The sequence below is a fragment of the Trinickia sp. NRRL B-1857 genome (assembly GCF_050470685.1).
Lineage (GTDB): Bacteria > Pseudomonadota > Gammaproteobacteria > Burkholderiales > Burkholderiaceae > Trinickia.
Genome location: NZ_JBFLUK010000001.1, coordinates 3929449 through 3944064 on the forward strand (window position 1 = coordinate 3929449; position 14616 = coordinate 3944064).

Genomic DNA, 14616 nt, shown 5'->3' on the forward strand with positions numbered 1-14616 from the left:
AACCGGTTTCGGCTCGCGTGCCCCGGTAAGGGCTCGACGCGAGGGTAGTCGTACATTGTACAAAGGCGCGGGCAACTATGCCGAAACGATGGCGTGCTTTGGAAGCGAAGCTCGGTCGGCGGTATCATCGGCCATGCGCGCCAACGAGCGCGGGGGTTGACGAGATAGGCGAGGACAAGAATATGAAGTGGGAGCGAGTGTGGCGAGCGGTCGTGCCGGGGATCGCGGCGGCGACTTTATTGCTGTCGGGCTGCACGACTTACGTGTCGAGCCAAGTGACGGCGTTCTCCAATTGGAGCGGTAGCGATGCGACTCGCACGTATGCGTTCGCGCGTACGAGCGAGCAGCAAAACAGTATCGAGCAAGCAACTTACGAACAACTCGTCGCGAACGAATTGGAGCCGTACGCATTTCGGCAGGTACCGAGTGCGCAGGCTCACTATCTCGTCGGTCTAACCTATTCGATCCACGGCGATACGCTCACCGTGACTCAGCCCGTCCTCTACGGAAATCCGTGGGCCGGTCCGTATTGGCGGTCGATGGGGCCGTGGAGGCCGTTCGGGCCTTTCCCGCCCGATTACGTGACGCAAACCTACCCCGTGTTCACGCATACGCTCGGTATTCGTATTACCGAGCGCTCGTCGGGCAAGGAGGTCTACAACGTGACGGCGCGCAATACCGACGAAGAGTCGTCGCTCGTGCGCGCGATGCCGTATCTCGTGCGTAGCGCACTTGCCGACTTCCCGCTCGGCAACGGCACGGTGCGCACCGTGCGCGTACGCTACGACAAACATGCCGCCGGGCTCACGAACGAGGTGCCCGTGGCGCAGCCGGCGGCGGGCGCGCCCGTAGGCGCATCGGGTGCGAATGCACCGGCCCGGTAGTTTCTTTCTCCGATCGCTTTCTCTATATAGAGGGCGCTGCGCAAGCACGGTGCTCCGTAGAGCGGCACCGTGCTCGCAACTGGGCGAGCTGAGCCAGCCTCGCCGATTCGCTTAGCGCAGCTTAGCCGCCCGCGCGCACGAACGCCAACGCGCCCAGAACGATGAACAAAACGGCAGCGACGGCGTGGACGGCTTTGGTCGGCAGCTTGTGGGCGAAGCGTTCCCCGAGCAAGATGGCCGGTACGTTCGCGAGCATCATGCCGAGCGTGGTGCCGGCGACGACGCCGAAAAAGTCATGAAACCGTGCGGCGAGGGCGACCGTGGCGATCTGAGTCTTATCGCCCATCTCGGCCAGAAAGAACGTGACGATGGTCGTGCCGAACACGCCGAGATGGCTGCGTCCTACCTGGGTTTCGCTGGGATCGAGTTTGTCCGGGATGAGCACCCACAACCCCATGACCACGAACGATACGCCGAGTGCCCAGCGCATGATGCCCGGCGTGATGAGCGCTCCGAGCCAAGCGCCGATCGCACCTGCGCACGCGTGATTGACGAGCGTCGCGGCAAGCACCCCGAGCATGATCGGCACGGGTTTGCGATAGCGCGCGGCTAGGACGAGTGACAGAAGTTGAGTCTTATCGCCGATTTCGGCAAGCGCAACGGCTCCCGTCGAGATCAGAAAGGCTTGTTCCACGTGATGGTCTTCCTCGGGCCGAGATATGAGCGAGCGACGATCCAACGCACGGCCGGGCCCTGAAAGCGGCAGCGCGAGGATCATCGGTCTCGCCAGGCCCAAAGGCTGCGCCCGCCATGGCCCCTAAGCGAGCCAAGTATGTTGACGGACGCCCCCGCCAGACATGCGTGCTGCGAAAGCGAACCCGGCGGGCGGATTGCATGCGGTCGTCGATATTCGGCGACCGCGACGGCAGACGATGCGGCGGGGCGGCTACTCCCCAATGAGGGGCGGATTCTAGCACAAGGCGGATGCGATGAAAGCGCGGATCGGCCCCACGACGCGTTCGTTCCTGCTGAAAGGTTGGCGCGTCGTGCGTTTGCCGGCGTTTGACCGGATGGCGAGGAAAAGCAAACGTCGCAAGAATGCTACGCCTAGGCGCAATGCTGTTTTTGGTATGGAATTTTCAGTAATATCACGCACGGCGGTTTCCGGGACGTCTGAAATACAAACGAAAAATAACTGAAAGGTCTTTGCTAAGTGCAGAGACTGAATCGTTATGCCCGGGTAACGACAACAAGAACATTGACCAACTCGGGGTGTGGTACGCGGGGGCGCCGTAGGGGCTTTCGACGTTCGCATCTTCGCACCGGGCAACCGGTGATCTTGATTCGAAGACGAAGAACGAAATGCTCGATTTGCGCTGGACCATTCCAGTTGCACGGTGGTCTTGCTTGGCGGCCGGTGCAACAGTCGCCCCCGATGTTAAATTCATCGACCCGCTCGTGCGGCGTCGGCTCAGTTCGCTTTCCAAGATGGCATTGCAGGTCGCGCACGATTGCGTGTCCGACTTGGAATCGGTACGTCTCGTCTTTGCTTCGCGTCACGGCGAATTGCGCCGTACGACGAGCATGCTTGACGACATCGTTGGAAATCAGCCTGTTTCTCCCACCGCTTTCAGCTTGTCCGTCCTCAATGCGATGACGGGCGTGTACGGCATCGCCCGAGGCGATCGCTCGCCCGCCACTGCGATCTCGGCCGGTGCCGAAACGCTCGGCTATGCGCTGCTCGAGGCGCACGCGCAATTCAGCGCGGACCCTAGCACGCCGGTGCTCGTGGTCTATGCCGACGAACCCGCCGATGCGCGCTATGGCGAGATCGATCATGAGATGCCGTCCGGCGCGCTTGCCATCTTGCTCGATCGGGATGCGCCCGCCGAGCTCGAATGCGCGGCCGGTCCCGCGCTGGACGCCCAGGGCGCCCCGGCGTTTGCAACGCAAGGCGAGGCGCTAATGCATGGGTTGGGGGCGCGCGCCGCCACGGTTTGGCAAGGACTCGGCCGTCGCTGGCACTGGTCGCTGCGTTCGTGTGGTGCCCAATGAGTCCGGCGGCGATGGTACGTATCGGCCGGACGTGGCGTCTCGTAGCCACCGGTGCCGCGTTCACCGCCTTCGGCATTTGCGGCGTCTTATTTTCCGTAGTCGTGTTTCCGTTCGCCTGGCTGTGGCCGCATCGCGCGTCGCGTCAACGCGTCGTCGCCTCGGTCATTCACCACTTCTTTCGCGCGCTCGTCTTCCTGCTGCAAGTCATCGGCGTCATGAGGCTCGACGCGAGCGGGGTGCAGGCGATTCGCGTTCGCGGGCCGTCGATCATCGTGGCGAACCATCCGACGTACCTCGACGTAATGGTTCTGCTCGCGCTCATTCCGCGCGCCTGCTGCGTCGTCAAGAACGTGCATTGGGGCAACCCGTGTTTTTGGGGTATCGTGCGCGCCGCTCAATACGTGAGCAACGCCGATCCGTCCGAGTTGGTGGAGGCGGGGGCACGCCAGCTATCGGCCGGCTACACGATGATCATTTTTCCGGAGGGGACGCGCAGTCCCGGCGGCGATCGCCTGCATCCGTTCTCGCGCGGCTTCGCGCATATGGCCCTGCGCTCGGGCGTGGCCATTCGACCGGTGCTCATCGACTGCGATCCGCCCGCTTTCACGAAGCGAATGCGCTGGTATCACGTGCCGTCACGGCCTTTTCATATGCGCGTCGCCGCACTGGAGCCGCTCGCGCTCGAGCGCTTCGCCGCGCCGGATACGCCGCATGCCGCCGCCGCGCGCGTCGTCGCCCAAGCAGTTCAAGTACACATCACCGAGCATTTGTTTGAGTATGGATTCTTTAAAACTAGAAATTAAGCAGTTGTTGATCGAGGCGCTCGATCTCGAAGATTTGCGCCCCGAGGATATCGACGACGACGCGCCGCTGTTCGATGCGGACGGGGTCGGCCTCGATTCGATCGACGCGCTCGAAATCGGCATCGTACTGCGCAAACACTATGCGTTGACGATTGCCGCAAACGACGAGCGCACGCGTGAACATTTCCGTTCCATCAATACGCTCGCGGCGCTTGTGCAAAGCCAGCGAGTAACGGCGCAGGCCGATAGCGACACCGCAACGCAAGGGGAGTAGACCGTGACCGATATCGAAATTCTCGAGCGCATTCGCGCCATCTTCAGCGAAAATTTCGCGATCGAGCCGGAGCGCGTAACGCCCGACGCGCATCTGTTCGAAGACCTCGACCTCGACAGCATCGACGCCGTCGATCTCGCGATCAAGCTTCAGGAAATGACGGGACGCCGCATCAAACCCGAAGAGTTCAAAACGGTGCGCACGGTCGGCGACGTGATCGCTGCCGTCGAAGCGTTGTTGGCGGCTTAGCCCGATGCAGTCGGCCGCGGCGCGGGAGGCCCACGAGAAGCCCTGTCGGCGCCTGCGCACGGTGGCGAGCGTGGCTTTGAAGATCGCCTATCCCGTCGTCATTCTCGCGTTCTTGCGTATCGGCTCGCCGCGCTTCATCGGCGTGGCGTTGCTCTCGCTGCTCTGGCTGCAACGTTGGCTCGGCGCCGGCAGCATCGGCGCGCTGCTCGCCCGGTTCACGCGCTTGGAGTGGGCGGCAGCGCTTGCGATGACCGGCTTGTCGGCGACGATTGCCATCACCGACAGCGAGTCGCTGCTGCGCGCGTATCCGATCGTCGTCAACGTCTCGATGCTCGTCGCATTCGGCGCCACGCTGTTTGGCGGCGGTCCGTCGATGATCGAGAAGTTCGCGCGCGTGCGCCGGCCCGAGCTCGATGCGGATGCCGTGCGCTATACGCGCTGCGTCACGCAGGTTTGGTGCGCCTTTTTCGCGATCAACGGCGCGGTGTCGGCGGCCTGCGCGCTCTGGGGTTCGCGTGCGCAGTGGGCGCTTTACAACGGTGTTATCACTTATCTATTGATCGGCGTGTTGATCGCAGGGGAAATTGCTTGGCGTCATGCGTTCGTTTTGCGGGAGAAAACGCGTTGAACGCATCGTTCGTTGCATTGCACGAGTTGCCATGGGCTCCGCGCGAGGACGGCACGGCAGTGTGTCTCGACCACACTTCGACGCTCGATTTCGGCGCATTCAAGACGCGCGTGGCGGCCTATGTGAGTTGGCTCGAGCTACAAATGGGCCAGCGCGTCGCGATTTGTCTCGACGATCCGTTCGAGTTCGTCTGCGCCTTGTTCGCCTCGCTCGCGTGCGGCAAGGAGCCGATCATTCCATCGACGTCGACGCCCGCGTACTTGGCGATGCTGGGGCCGTGCTACGACGTATTGCTGACCGCGGCCGAGTTGCCGGTGGTCGATGCGTGTGTCGGAGCGGCGATGCACGGCCGCCGCATCGACCCGAATGCGCCGCTCACGCTTTACACCTCGGGCAGCAGTGGGGTGCCCAAGGCCGTGAGCAAGACGCTCGCGCAGTTCGATGCCGAAGTGCGCACGCTCGAGACGCAGTGGGGCGCCATGCTTGGGCAGGCGCCCATGCTCGCCAGCGTGCCCCATCGGCACATTTACGGTCTGCTGTTTCGCGTGTTTTGGCCGCTCGCGGCGGGACGCGCGTTCGACCGCGCAAGTTGCGCCGAGCCGCTGCAATTGCAGGCGCGTCTCGAGCGTGTCGGCCGCGCGGCCGTGGTGTCGAGTCCTTCGCACCTCGATCGCTGGTTGGCGTTGCCGGGTTTCGATGCGCTTTCCCCCGCGCCGTGTGTGTACTTTTCGTCGGGCGGGCCCCTCGGCGAAGAAACGGCGAACGCCTATGCGAGTCAGTTCGGCGCGGCGCCCGTCGAGATTTTCGGCAGTACCGAAACGGGCGGAATCGCTTGGCGCCGGCGTGACGTGTCGGATGCTTGGCAGGCAGTGCCCGGCGCCGAACTCAAATGCGATGCCGACGGGGCTTTGGTTGTGCGCTCGCCGCATCTCGGGCATGACGGTTGGCATCGAACGGACGACGCCGTTTCGTTCGACGAAGACGGCCGTTTTCGGTTGAAGGGGCGCCTCGATCGCGTCGTCAAACTCGACGGCAAGCGCGTGTCGCTGCCTGAGATCGAGACGCATCTCGCTCGTCATCCCTATGTGACGCAAGCCGCCGCGGTGGTCCTGCCGGGCGCGGCGCGCGAGCGGCTTGGTGTATTAGTTGCGCTGACCTCCGAGGGCGGCGCGGCGTTGCTCGAAGGCGGGCGTGTCGCTTTGGCGAAGACGCTGCGGGCGCACTTGGCCGATTATGTCGATGCCGTGGTGTTGCCGCGGCGCTGGCGCTTTTGCGCGGCGCTGCCGTTCGACGGGCGAGGCAAATTGCCGGCCGCAGCCGTCGCGGCTGCGTTCGATGCGCGCGCACAAGGTATGGAAGTGCTCGCGCAGTGCGCGCACGAAGGGGTGCTGCATTACGAGTTGCGCGTGCCGGCGACGCTCGTTCACTTCACCGGACACTTCCCGGGTTTGCCGATCTTGCCAGGCGTCGTGCAGATCGATTGGGCCGTGCAATTGGGCGCCGAACATTGGCCCCAGGTGCGTTCGATGCAGGCCGTGGAGCGACTGAAGTTCATGGCCCCGGTACCGCCCGGCGCGATTTTGCATCTGACGCTCTCGCATGACGAGGTGCGCCGCAAAATGCGCTTCGCGTTTCGTCTAGGTCAGCGCGACAGCGCGTCGGGCGTCATCGCCTACCAGGGGGCGGCATGACCCTGCGGGCTGCGATCGTCATCCCGATCTATAACCACAAGGACGAGATCGGCGGCACGCTCGAGCGGCTCTTGCCGTACGCGTTGCCGATTTTCGTCGTCGACGACGGCAGCAACGAAGCGACGCAAGCGGTCCTCGCCGAGCTGGCTCGACGCTTCGCGCCGCAAGTGTCGCTATTGCGCTTGCCCGTCAATGGCGGCAAGGGCGCCGCGGTGATGGCGGGGTTGCTTGCGGCGCGCAAGGCGGGCTTCACGCATGCGTTGCAGATCGATGCGGACGGTCAGCACGATGCAGCCGACGTGCCTCGATTCCTCGATGCGGCGCGCGCCGCACCCGATGCGGTCGTGCTCGGGCGGCCCGTCTATGACGAGAGCGTGCCGAAAGCGCGGTTGTACGGCCGCTATTTGACGCATGTCTGGGTGTGGATCGAAACGCTATCGTTCGCGATTCCCGATTCGATGTGCGGCTTTCGTCTGTATCCGCTCGATGCGGCGTGCGCGCTCATCGAAACGGTGAAGCTGCCCACCCGCATGGATTTCGATATCGAAATCCTCGTGCGCTTGTCGTGGCGCGCGTTGCGCTTCGTCACGATCCCCACGCGCGTGACCTATGCGGCCGGCGGCCTATCGCACTTCGATGTCGTGCGCGATAACGTGCGCATCAGCGGCAGTCACGTCCGCCTCGTCGCGGGAATGCTCGCGCGTTTGCCGCTGCTGCTCGCGCGCAAAATGTTGCCGCGCTCAAGCCGGCGCACAGCCGACTCGGGCGTGCAGCCCGGCTGGTGGCGTATCGCCGAGCGCGGCAGCCGCACCGGCATGCGCTTGCTCGCGCTTAGTTGCCGGGTGCTCGGTATGCGCGTCACGCGGCTTTGGCTCCATCCCATCGTCGCCTATTTCGTGCTGACGGGGCGCGCGGCACGCGCCGAATCGCGGCGTTATTTCGAGCATCTGCAAGAAAGCGCGCCCGAGCGCACGACCCCGCGGCCCGGTTGGCGCTCGGCTTATCGGCAGATGTTCGCCTTCGCCGAAGCGGGCCTCGATAAGCTCGCGGCCTGGACCGGACGCTTGCAGCATGCGGGTATCGAGTTCGACGATCCTTCGGCGTTCGAAGCGCTGGTTGCGAGCGGGAAGGGCGCGCTCGTCATCGGCGCGCATCTCGGCAACCTTGAGATGACGCGCGCGCTGGCGGTCCGCGGCTCGCGCGCCAAGGTGACAGCCGTCGTCTACACGGAGCACGCGCGCCGCTTCAATAGCGTGCTCGCGGGCGCTCATCGCGATTTCGCGAGCCGGATGGTCGAAGTCGCCGACTTCGGTCCCGAAACGGCGATGATGATGCAAGAGCGCATCGATGCGGGCGAGTTGCTCGTCATCGTCGGCGATCGCGTGCCGGCCCATGAATCGGGTCGCGTCGTGCAAGCGCCGTTCCTCGGTGCCAGCGCGCCGTTCGCCCAAGGGCCGTACGTGCTCGCGCATGCGCTCGGCTGTCCCGTCTATTTGTTCTTTTGCTTGAAGGAAGCGGGCAGCCATCGGCTTTATTTCGAACCGTTCGCCGAGCGTATCGCGTTGCCGCGGCGCGAGCGGGCGGCCCATCTAGCGGCGCACGCTCGCCGCTATGCGGAGCGCCTCGAATACTACTGCCGCAAGGCCCCGTTCCAATGGTTCAATTTTTTCGATTTCTGGGCGCGCCAGAGTGGAGAAGGCAATGGCCGAAGATGATTTGACTGCGCGTCGGACCGCGCCAGAAGTACGAGGGGCTTGCAAAGCCGTGCAGATCGGCGGGCGCAAGCTCACGATCGAGGACGTGGCGGCGATCGCCGCGGGTCAAGCCGGCGTCGCACTCAACGGCGACAGCGCGTGGCGCGCGCACATCGAGCGCGGCGCCGCGTTCTTGCGTGCGCGGCTCGATGCGGGCGCAACGGTCTACGGCGTCAATACCGGGTATGGCGATGCGTGCGTCGTGAGCGTGCCGCCCGAACTCGTCGAAGCGCTACCGTTGCAGTTGACGCGCTACCACGGCTGCGGCATGGGACGTCTGCTCGATCCCGCGGAGACGCGCGCCGTCGTGGCCGCGCGGCTCAACTCGCTCGCCTACGGTTATTCGGGCGTGCGCATGGTATTGCTCGAACGGCTCGCCGATCTGATCAACTTCGATGTCTTGCCGCGCATTCCGGCCGAAGGGTCGGTCGGCGCGAGCGGCGATCTAACGCCGCTGTCGTATGTCGCCGCGGCGCTTGTCGGAGAGCGCGAGGTGGCGTTCGGCGGGCAAGTGCGCGAAGCCGGCGAGGTGTGGGCCGAGCTCGGCCGCGTGCCGTTGCAACTCGCGCCGAAAGAAGGGCTCGCGTTGATGAACGGTACGGCCGTGATGACGGGGCTCGCTTGTCTCGCTTTCGTGCGCGCGGCCCAATTGACGCGGCTGGCGGCGCGTCTGACGGCCCTGTGCACGGTCGCGCTCGACGGACGCGCCGCGCACTTCGACGCGACGATCTTCGAGGTCAAGCCTCATGCGGGGCAGGCGCAAGCCGCCGCATGGATCCGCGACGACCTCGCGGGGCGCGAAGATACGGTGGGGCAACGCTTGCAGGATCGCTACTCGATCCGCTGCGCGCCGCATGTCATCGGCGTGGCGCAAGATGCGCTGTCCTGGGTGCGCCGCGACGTCGAGAACGAACTGAACAGCGCGAACGACAATCCGCTCGTCGATGTGGACGGCGAGCGCGTTTTGCACGGCGGCAACTTCTACGGCGGCCATATCGCGTTCGCGATGGATGCGCTGAAGACGGCGGTCGCGAATCTGGCCGATTTGATGGACCGGCAGTTTGCGCTGATCGTCGACGACAAGTTCAACAACGGTTTGCCGCGCAATCTATCGGGCGCCAGTCTCGCGCGCGCGCCGATTTGTCATGGGTTCAAGGCGGTACAGATCTCGTCGTCCGCATGGACGGCGGAGGCCCTGAAACTGACGATGCCGGCCAGCGTTTTCTCGCGCTCGACCGAAGCGCATAACCAAGACAAGGTCAGCATGGGCACGATCGCGGCGCGCGACTGCCTGCGCGTGCTCGAGTTGACGGAACAGGTTGCCGCCGCCCATACGCTTGCGGCCGTGCAGGCGGCGCGGCTGCGCTTGTCGGTCACGCCGGGCACGTCGCTCACGCAGCCGTTGGCGGATTTCGTCGAACGCGTGGGCGCGCTTTCGCCGTTCGTCGGCGAAGATCGTCCGCTCGAGCGAGAGTTGCGGGCGCTCACGCAAACCATTGCCGACGGCGATCTGGTCAAGGCTTGCGCGCCGCGCGCGTATGACGAGGCGGTGCGCTGAATGGACAGAACTCGCTTTCCGGTGACGGCCTGCGCGCGTGTCGAAGTGCCGTTTCACGACGTCGATGCAATGAACGTCTGCTGGCACGGCAACTATCTGAAATACTTCGAGATCGGTCGCGCCGCGCTGCTGCGCGTGTTCGATTACGACTATCCGGCGATGCAGGCGTCGGGCTATCTCTGGCCGATCGTGGAAGCGCATTTGAAGTACGTGCGGCCCGCCGTGTACGGCCAGACGCTCGAAGTGCGTACCGAGCTGCTCGAGTTCGAGAACCGGCTGAAGATCGGCTACACGATCGTCGACGTGGCATCGGGCGAGCGCCTGACGAAGGGATACACGATTCAAGTCGCCGTTTGCGCCGCAACGCACGAGTTGCAGTTCGTCTCGCCGCCGGTCGTTTTCGAAAAGCTGGGGCAACGATGAGCATTCGTTCGATGCGACGGCCGAACTTCACGGCCGTCTTCGCGGCTTGCGCACTGGTCGCTTCGACGGTGGGTTCGACGACGGCGGTCGCCGCCGATGCGCCCGCCGTTGCAGCGAGCGCGCAAGCCGGACTCGTCGCTCGGATCGCCGCGCAGTTGGCCCATAAGACGGGCGTGCGTGCGCAGTTTCGCCAAACGCAAACGCTCGCGGCGTTGTCGGCGCCGCTCGTGAGCACGGGCACGCTTGTCTTCATGCGCGATCGCGGTGTGATCTGGCGCACGGAGACACCGTATCGGGTGACCTACGTTATCGGCGATGCCGGCGTCGAGAAGATCGATGCGAACGGCGTACGCACGACGCAGGGCCGCTCGCGCGGCGGTATCGCGCAAGTGTCGCAGATGATGCGCGCGATGCTCGGCGGGGATTTGTCGGCGCTCTATTCGCAGTTCGACGTGGCGGCCGACGGCACGCCCGCAAAGTGGCGCTTGTTGCTCACGCCGAATCAGCCGCAACTCGCGCAGGCGGTGAAATCGCTGCGCATGGAAGGCGGTGCGTTCTTGAACACGCTCGAGATCACGTCGGCTAACGGCGATACGACCCGCATCGAGTTCTCGGGTAGCGAGGGCGTCGACAGCCTGTCAAGCGCCGAAGCGGCGCTGTTCGGAGCGCACTGACGATGCGAGTCGCGCAACCAGCGCAAGTAAAAGCGCGCCTCGGCGTCTTGCTCGTTTGGATCGCGATCGCGTGTATCGCGATCGGCTATTGCAGCTGGCGTTTCGCCGGGCCCGCATGGGGCAACCTCGCGGCCAAGCCGCCGTTACAGACGAATCTACTCGCGTTGTTGCCGAAGACCGAAGCCGATCCCGTCGCCGAGCAGGCGCTGGACGCGCTCGCCTCCACGATGGGCGAACGCGCGGTCTATCTCGTGACCAGCGACGACGCGGCTCATGCGAAAGCGGCCGCGCGGCGGCTCGGGCAATCGCTTGCGGCGAGCGGTGCCTTTCGTCATGTACTGACCGAAATCCCGCCGTTCGACGTCACGCAGGTCGCACGTTTTTATCTTCCTTATCGTTTCGCGTTGCTGACATCGGCCGATCGTGCGGCCCTGGCCTCGGGCTCGGCTGCGTTGCCCGGTTTATTGGCCGAGCGGCTGTTCGATCCGCTGCGTGCGGGGCTCGCCGCGCCGCTCGCCGACGATCCGTTCGGCTGGCTGAGCCGGTGGCTCGGCGCGCTGCCGCTCGGGGACACGAACCTTACCGTCGAAGACGGCCTGCTTGTTGCGCATCGAGGGACGGCGACGAGCGTGCTGATCACGGCCACGCTGCCCGGATCGGCCTACGAGACATCGGTTCAGCACGCGGTTCGTCAAGCGACCGCCGCCGCGCTAAGCATCTCGACGCAGGCATTTCCGGACGTGCGAGTCGCCCGGACGGGCGCGGTGTTTTACGCCGATGCGGCGCGGCGCGCGTCGGAAGAGGACGTGCATCGGATCGGTCTGTGGTCCACCTGCGGCATTGCGCTGCTGATGCTCTGGATCTTCCGTTCGCCGCGGCTCATCGCGTTGGGGTTCGTTTCGACGGCGATCGGTATCGGTTGCGCGTTGGCCGTCACAATGGCCGTCTTCGGCCAACTGCATTTGCTCACGCTCGTGTTCGGTGCGAGTTTGATCGGCGAAGCAGTCGATTATTCGATTCAGTATTTCGTCGTCTATTTGAGCACCGCGGGGCAGTGGGATGCGCAGCGCGGCTTGCGCGAGGTGCGCCCCGCGCTGCTCGTCGCCTTGGCGACCAGTTTGCTCGGCTACGCGATCCTCATGTGGGCCCCGTTCCCGGCGCTCAAGCAAATCGCCTGCTTCGCGATGGTGGGCATCGGCGCGGCATTTCTCGCCGTCACCTCGTTGTTGCCCGTCTTGCTTCGCCGCGCGGCACGCCGAACGCCGATCGATCTATTCCACGGTGCCGCGCGTCTGCTCTCGATCTGGCGTGCGGTGCTCGATGGCCGCCGCGCGTGGTTCGTCGCCGCACTCGTGCTGGCGGCGGCGCTGCCGGGATGGATGCGTTTGACGAGCGACGACGATATTCACCTGCTCGTGCAACGCGATCGCGCGCTTGCGACGCAAGAGCGCGCCGTGCGAGAAGCGATCGGCGTCGATGACGGCGCCCGTATGTTCGTCGTCAAAGGGGCGACTCCCGAAGCGGTGCTCGAACGCTGCGAAGCGCTCGGCGAGCGACTGGACGCGCCGCTCGGCGGGCGGCGGTTGGCCGGCTGGCAGTCGGTGTCGCAATTCGTTCCTTCTGCTCGGCGCCAGGAGGCGAATCTTGCGTTGCTCGAGTCGGGGGCACTGCGTTCTCCCGAGGCCATGCGTGCCGTGCTGATCGGCGGCGGTCTGCGTGAGGAGGCGGCCGATCGATACGTCGATGCATGGACGCATCGCGACGCGGCGCCACTCACGCTTAACGCGTGGCTCTCGGCGCCGTGGTCGCAGCCGTATCGTCATCTCTGGCTCGGTGCCGTGGGCCAGGGCGATGCATCTCGCCCATCCGAATATGCGGCGATCGTGATGCCGCTCGGCGCAACCCCCGCGCAGTTGCCCGCGCTTGCCGCGCTGGCGCACGTGCTGCCGGGCGTCGTATTCGTCGATAAAGCCGCGAGCGTATCGCGCTTGTTCGGCGCCTACCGGTTCGATAGCGCGCTTTGGCTGGCGGCGGCATTGGCGCTCGTGAGCGCGCTGCTCGCCGCGCGGTATCGGCTACGCGGCGGCGTTCGCGTCGTGTTGCCGGTCGTGCTCGCGGTCGCGGTCGCGCTGGCCGCGTTCGGGTATGCGGGCGTGCCGCTGACGCTCTTCAACTGGCTCGCGCTGATGCTCGTGCTCGGCGTCGGCGTCAACTATGCCGTGTTTTTGCGCGAAGGTTGCTTGCGCGAGGGGGCGGACCTCGGCGCGGTGTGGACGGGTGTCGCGCTTTCGGCCGCAACGACGCTGCTCTCGTTCGGGTTGCTCGCCATGAGTTCGATGCCCGTATTGAAAAGTTTCGGCGCCACGCTCGCGCTCGGCATCGCCGTGTCGGTGTTGCTTGCGCCGATCGGCATGCCGCAAGGAGGGGAGCGCCGATGACGATGCCGCACGTTTATTTGCATAGCCTCGGGATGGTGAACGCGCTCGGCGCCGATACCGATACGATCGCCGTGGCCCTTGCGCGGGGGACGTCGCCGGGGATGGGGCCGACGGCGCTCGGCGGGGAGTGCGGCGCCTATGTCGGCCGTGTTCAAGCATCGCTCGAAATCGCGCCGCCGGCGCAGCTCGCTCGTTACGACTGCCGTAACAACCGGCTGCTGCTCGCGGCGCTCGCGCAGATCGAGCCCGAGATTCAAGCGGCCAGCGCACGCTACGGCGCGGCGCGAATCGGCGTCGTCCTCGGGACGAGCACGTCGGGCATCGGTGCGGGCGAGGCCGCATTCGGCGCGCCGCGCGAGCCCGGCGCGAGCGACGCACCGTTCGATTATGTACAGATGGAGATCGGCAGCAGCGCGCCGTTCGCGGCCGCCGCGCTAGGTCTGCAAGGTCCCGCTTTCACGATTTCGACGGCTTGTACCTCTAGCGCGAAGGCATTTGCGTCCGCACGGCGCTTGTTGCAACTCGGTCTTTGCGATGCGGTCGTCGCGGGCGGGGTCGATTCGCTTTGCGAGTTGACGGTGCGCGGCTTCGCGGCCCTCGAATCGACGAGCCTCGCGCTGACGAATCCGATGAGCGCGAACCGCGCCGGCATCAATGTCGGCGAAGGCGCGGCCGTGTTTCTGATGAGCCGCGAGCCGGGGCCCGCCAGGTTGGCCGGGATCGGCGAGTCGAGCGATGCGCACCATATCTCGGCGCCCGATCCGTCGGGCGCCGGCGGCGAGCGGGCGCTGCGCGCGGCGTTGGCCGATGCGGGCATGACGGCGCGCTCGATCGGCTACGTGAATCTGCATGCGACGGCCACGCGCAAGAACGACGAAATGGAGGCGCGACTCATGTCGCGCGTCTTCCCGGACGGTGTTTGCGCGAGCGGCACGAAGCCGCTGACGGGCCACACGCTCGGTGCCGCCGGTGCGACGGAACTCGGGTTCGCTTGGCTCACGCTTGTGCGTGCAGGCGCTAAGTTGCCGCGTCATCTCTGGGACGGCGTGGCCGACCCGGCGTTGCCGGTGCTCGATTTGGTCCAGGAAGACCGGTGCCTGCCGACCGGACACGCCGTGATGAGCAACTCGTTTGCTTTTGGCGGCAGCAACGTGAGCCTCGTGCTCGCGCGATGAACGATTGACG

Annotated in this window: 15 protein-coding genes and 1 riboswitch; of the genes, 14 read left to right on the forward strand and 1 reads right to left on the reverse strand. The window is 65.3% G+C overall.

From position 1 onward, the window contains the following. Positions 1-182: 182 nt before the first annotated feature. On the forward strand, positions 183-884 hold the full coding sequence (locus AB1286_RS17620) for a DUF4136 domain-containing protein (RefSeq protein ID WP_430364462.1): 702 nt from the start codon (positions 183-185) through the stop codon (positions 882-884). A 121-nt stretch (positions 885-1005) separates the two neighbouring features. On the opposite strand, the gene AB1286_RS17625 is transcribed toward AB1286_RS17620, so the two are convergent. Continuing rightward, complete coding sequence (locus AB1286_RS17625) at positions 1006-1578, reverse strand: TMEM165/GDT1 family protein (RefSeq protein WP_430364463.1); 573 nt, start codon at positions 1576-1578, stop codon at positions 1006-1008. Between the two features lie 6 nt (positions 1579-1584). Beyond that, a riboswitch (yybP-ykoY riboswitch) is annotated at positions 1585-1851 on the reverse strand. A 22-nt stretch (positions 1852-1873) separates the two neighbouring features. On the opposite strand from AB1286_RS17625, the gene AB1286_RS17630 reads away from it, so the two are divergent. From AB1286_RS17630 to AB1286_RS17690, 13 genes are all read left to right on the forward strand, one after another. After that, on the forward strand, positions 1874-2083 hold the full coding sequence (locus AB1286_RS17630) for a hypothetical protein (protein WP_430364464.1): 210 nt from the start codon (positions 1874-1876) through the stop codon (positions 2081-2083). Between the two features lie 163 nt (positions 2084-2246). After that, complete coding sequence (locus tag AB1286_RS17635) at positions 2247-2939, forward strand: beta-ketoacyl synthase chain length factor (RefSeq protein ID WP_430364465.1); 693 nt, start codon at positions 2247-2249, stop codon at positions 2937-2939. 11 nt (positions 2940-2950) lie between these two features. Beyond that, positions 2951-3742 carry a lysophospholipid acyltransferase family protein gene (locus AB1286_RS17640; protein ID WP_430364466.1) on the forward strand — a complete coding sequence of 264 codons (792 nt, stop codon included), beginning with the start codon at positions 2951-2953 and terminating at the stop codon, positions 3740-3742. After that, positions 3717-4016: a phosphopantetheine-binding protein gene (locus tag AB1286_RS17645; protein ID WP_430364467.1), complete on the forward strand. Its 300-nt coding sequence runs from the start codon at positions 3717-3719 to the stop codon at positions 4014-4016. Before AB1286_RS17640 ends, AB1286_RS17645 begins: the two co-directional genes overlap by 26 nt. A 3-nt stretch (positions 4017-4019) precedes the next feature. Next, the gene (locus tag AB1286_RS17650; RefSeq protein ID WP_430364468.1) at positions 4020-4265 is read left to right on the forward strand and encodes an acyl carrier protein; all 246 of its coding nucleotides are present in this window, start codon (positions 4020-4022) and stop codon (positions 4263-4265) included. Positions 4266-4335: 70 nt separating this feature from the next. After that, positions 4336-4893: a hypothetical protein gene (locus AB1286_RS17655; protein WP_430364469.1), complete on the forward strand. Its 558-nt coding sequence runs from the start codon at positions 4336-4338 to the stop codon at positions 4891-4893. Continuing rightward, positions 4890-6584, forward strand: a complete 1695-nt coding sequence (locus AB1286_RS17660) for an AMP-binding protein (protein WP_430364470.1) — start codon at positions 4890-4892, stop codon at positions 6582-6584. The genes AB1286_RS17655 and AB1286_RS17660 overlap by 4 nt, the downstream gene beginning before the upstream one ends. Beyond that, positions 6581-8299 (forward strand): glycosyltransferase family 2 protein, encoded by a 1719-nt coding sequence (locus tag AB1286_RS17665; RefSeq protein ID WP_430364471.1) that lies wholly within the window; start codon positions 6581-6583, stop codon positions 8297-8299. Before AB1286_RS17660 ends, AB1286_RS17665 begins: the two co-directional genes overlap by 4 nt. Beyond that, positions 8286-9896, forward strand: coding sequence for an HAL/PAL/TAL family ammonia-lyase (locus AB1286_RS17670; RefSeq protein ID WP_430364472.1), 1611 nt, complete (start codon positions 8286-8288; stop codon positions 9894-9896). Before AB1286_RS17665 ends, AB1286_RS17670 begins: the two co-directional genes overlap by 14 nt. Continuing rightward, on the forward strand, positions 9897-10319 hold the full coding sequence (locus AB1286_RS17675) for an acyl-CoA thioesterase (RefSeq protein WP_430364473.1): 423 nt from the start codon (positions 9897-9899) through the stop codon (positions 10317-10319). Then, positions 10316-10993: an outer membrane lipoprotein carrier protein LolA gene (locus AB1286_RS17680; RefSeq protein WP_430364474.1), complete on the forward strand. Its 678-nt coding sequence runs from the start codon at positions 10316-10318 to the stop codon at positions 10991-10993. Before AB1286_RS17675 ends, AB1286_RS17680 begins: the two co-directional genes overlap by 4 nt. A gap of 2 nt (positions 10994-10995) precedes the next feature. After that, entirely contained in the window at positions 10996-13431 is a 2436-nt protein-coding gene (locus AB1286_RS17685; RefSeq protein WP_430364475.1) for an MMPL family transporter, read from the forward strand. Then, a complete protein-coding gene (locus AB1286_RS17690) occupies positions 13428-14606 on the forward strand; it encodes a beta-ketoacyl-[acyl-carrier-protein] synthase family protein (protein ID WP_430364476.1) in 1179 nt (392 codons plus the stop codon). Before AB1286_RS17685 ends, AB1286_RS17690 begins: the two co-directional genes overlap by 4 nt. Positions 14607-14616: the final 10 nt, after the last annotated feature.

What these genes read in the sequence shown, in the direction of transcription:
- AB1286_RS17620 (WP_430364462.1), top strand. Translation starts at nt 183, where the DNA reads ATGAAGTGGGAGCGAGTGTGGCGAGCGGTCGTGCCGGGGATCGCGGCG.
- AB1286_RS17630 (WP_430364464.1), top strand. Translation starts at nt 1,874, where the DNA reads ATGAAAGCGCGGATCGGCCCCACGACGCGTTCGTTCCTGCTGAAAGGT.
- AB1286_RS17635 (WP_430364465.1), top strand. Translation starts at nt 2,247, where the DNA reads ATGCTCGATTTGCGCTGGACCATTCCAGTTGCACGGTGGTCTTGCTTG.
- AB1286_RS17640 (WP_430364466.1), top strand. Translation starts at nt 2,951, where the DNA reads ATGGTACGTATCGGCCGGACGTGGCGTCTCGTAGCCACCGGTGCCGCG.
- AB1286_RS17645 (WP_430364467.1), top strand. Translation starts at nt 3,717, where the DNA reads ATGGATTCTTTAAAACTAGAAATTAAGCAGTTGTTGATCGAGGCGCTC.
- AB1286_RS17665 (WP_430364471.1), top strand. Translation starts at nt 6,581, where the DNA reads ATGACCCTGCGGGCTGCGATCGTCATCCCGATCTATAACCACAAGGAC.
- AB1286_RS17670 (WP_430364472.1), top strand. Translation starts at nt 8,286, where the DNA reads ATGGCCGAAGATGATTTGACTGCGCGTCGGACCGCGCCAGAAGTACGA.
- AB1286_RS17675 (WP_430364473.1), top strand. Translation starts at nt 9,897, where the DNA reads ATGGACAGAACTCGCTTTCCGGTGACGGCCTGCGCGCGTGTCGAAGTG.
- AB1286_RS17680 (WP_430364474.1), top strand. Translation starts at nt 10,316, where the DNA reads ATGAGCATTCGTTCGATGCGACGGCCGAACTTCACGGCCGTCTTCGCG.
- AB1286_RS17685 (WP_430364475.1), top strand. Translation starts at nt 10,996, where the DNA reads ATGCGAGTCGCGCAACCAGCGCAAGTAAAAGCGCGCCTCGGCGTCTTG.
- AB1286_RS17690 (WP_430364476.1), top strand. Translation starts at nt 13,428, where the DNA reads ATGACGATGCCGCACGTTTATTTGCATAGCCTCGGGATGGTGAACGCG.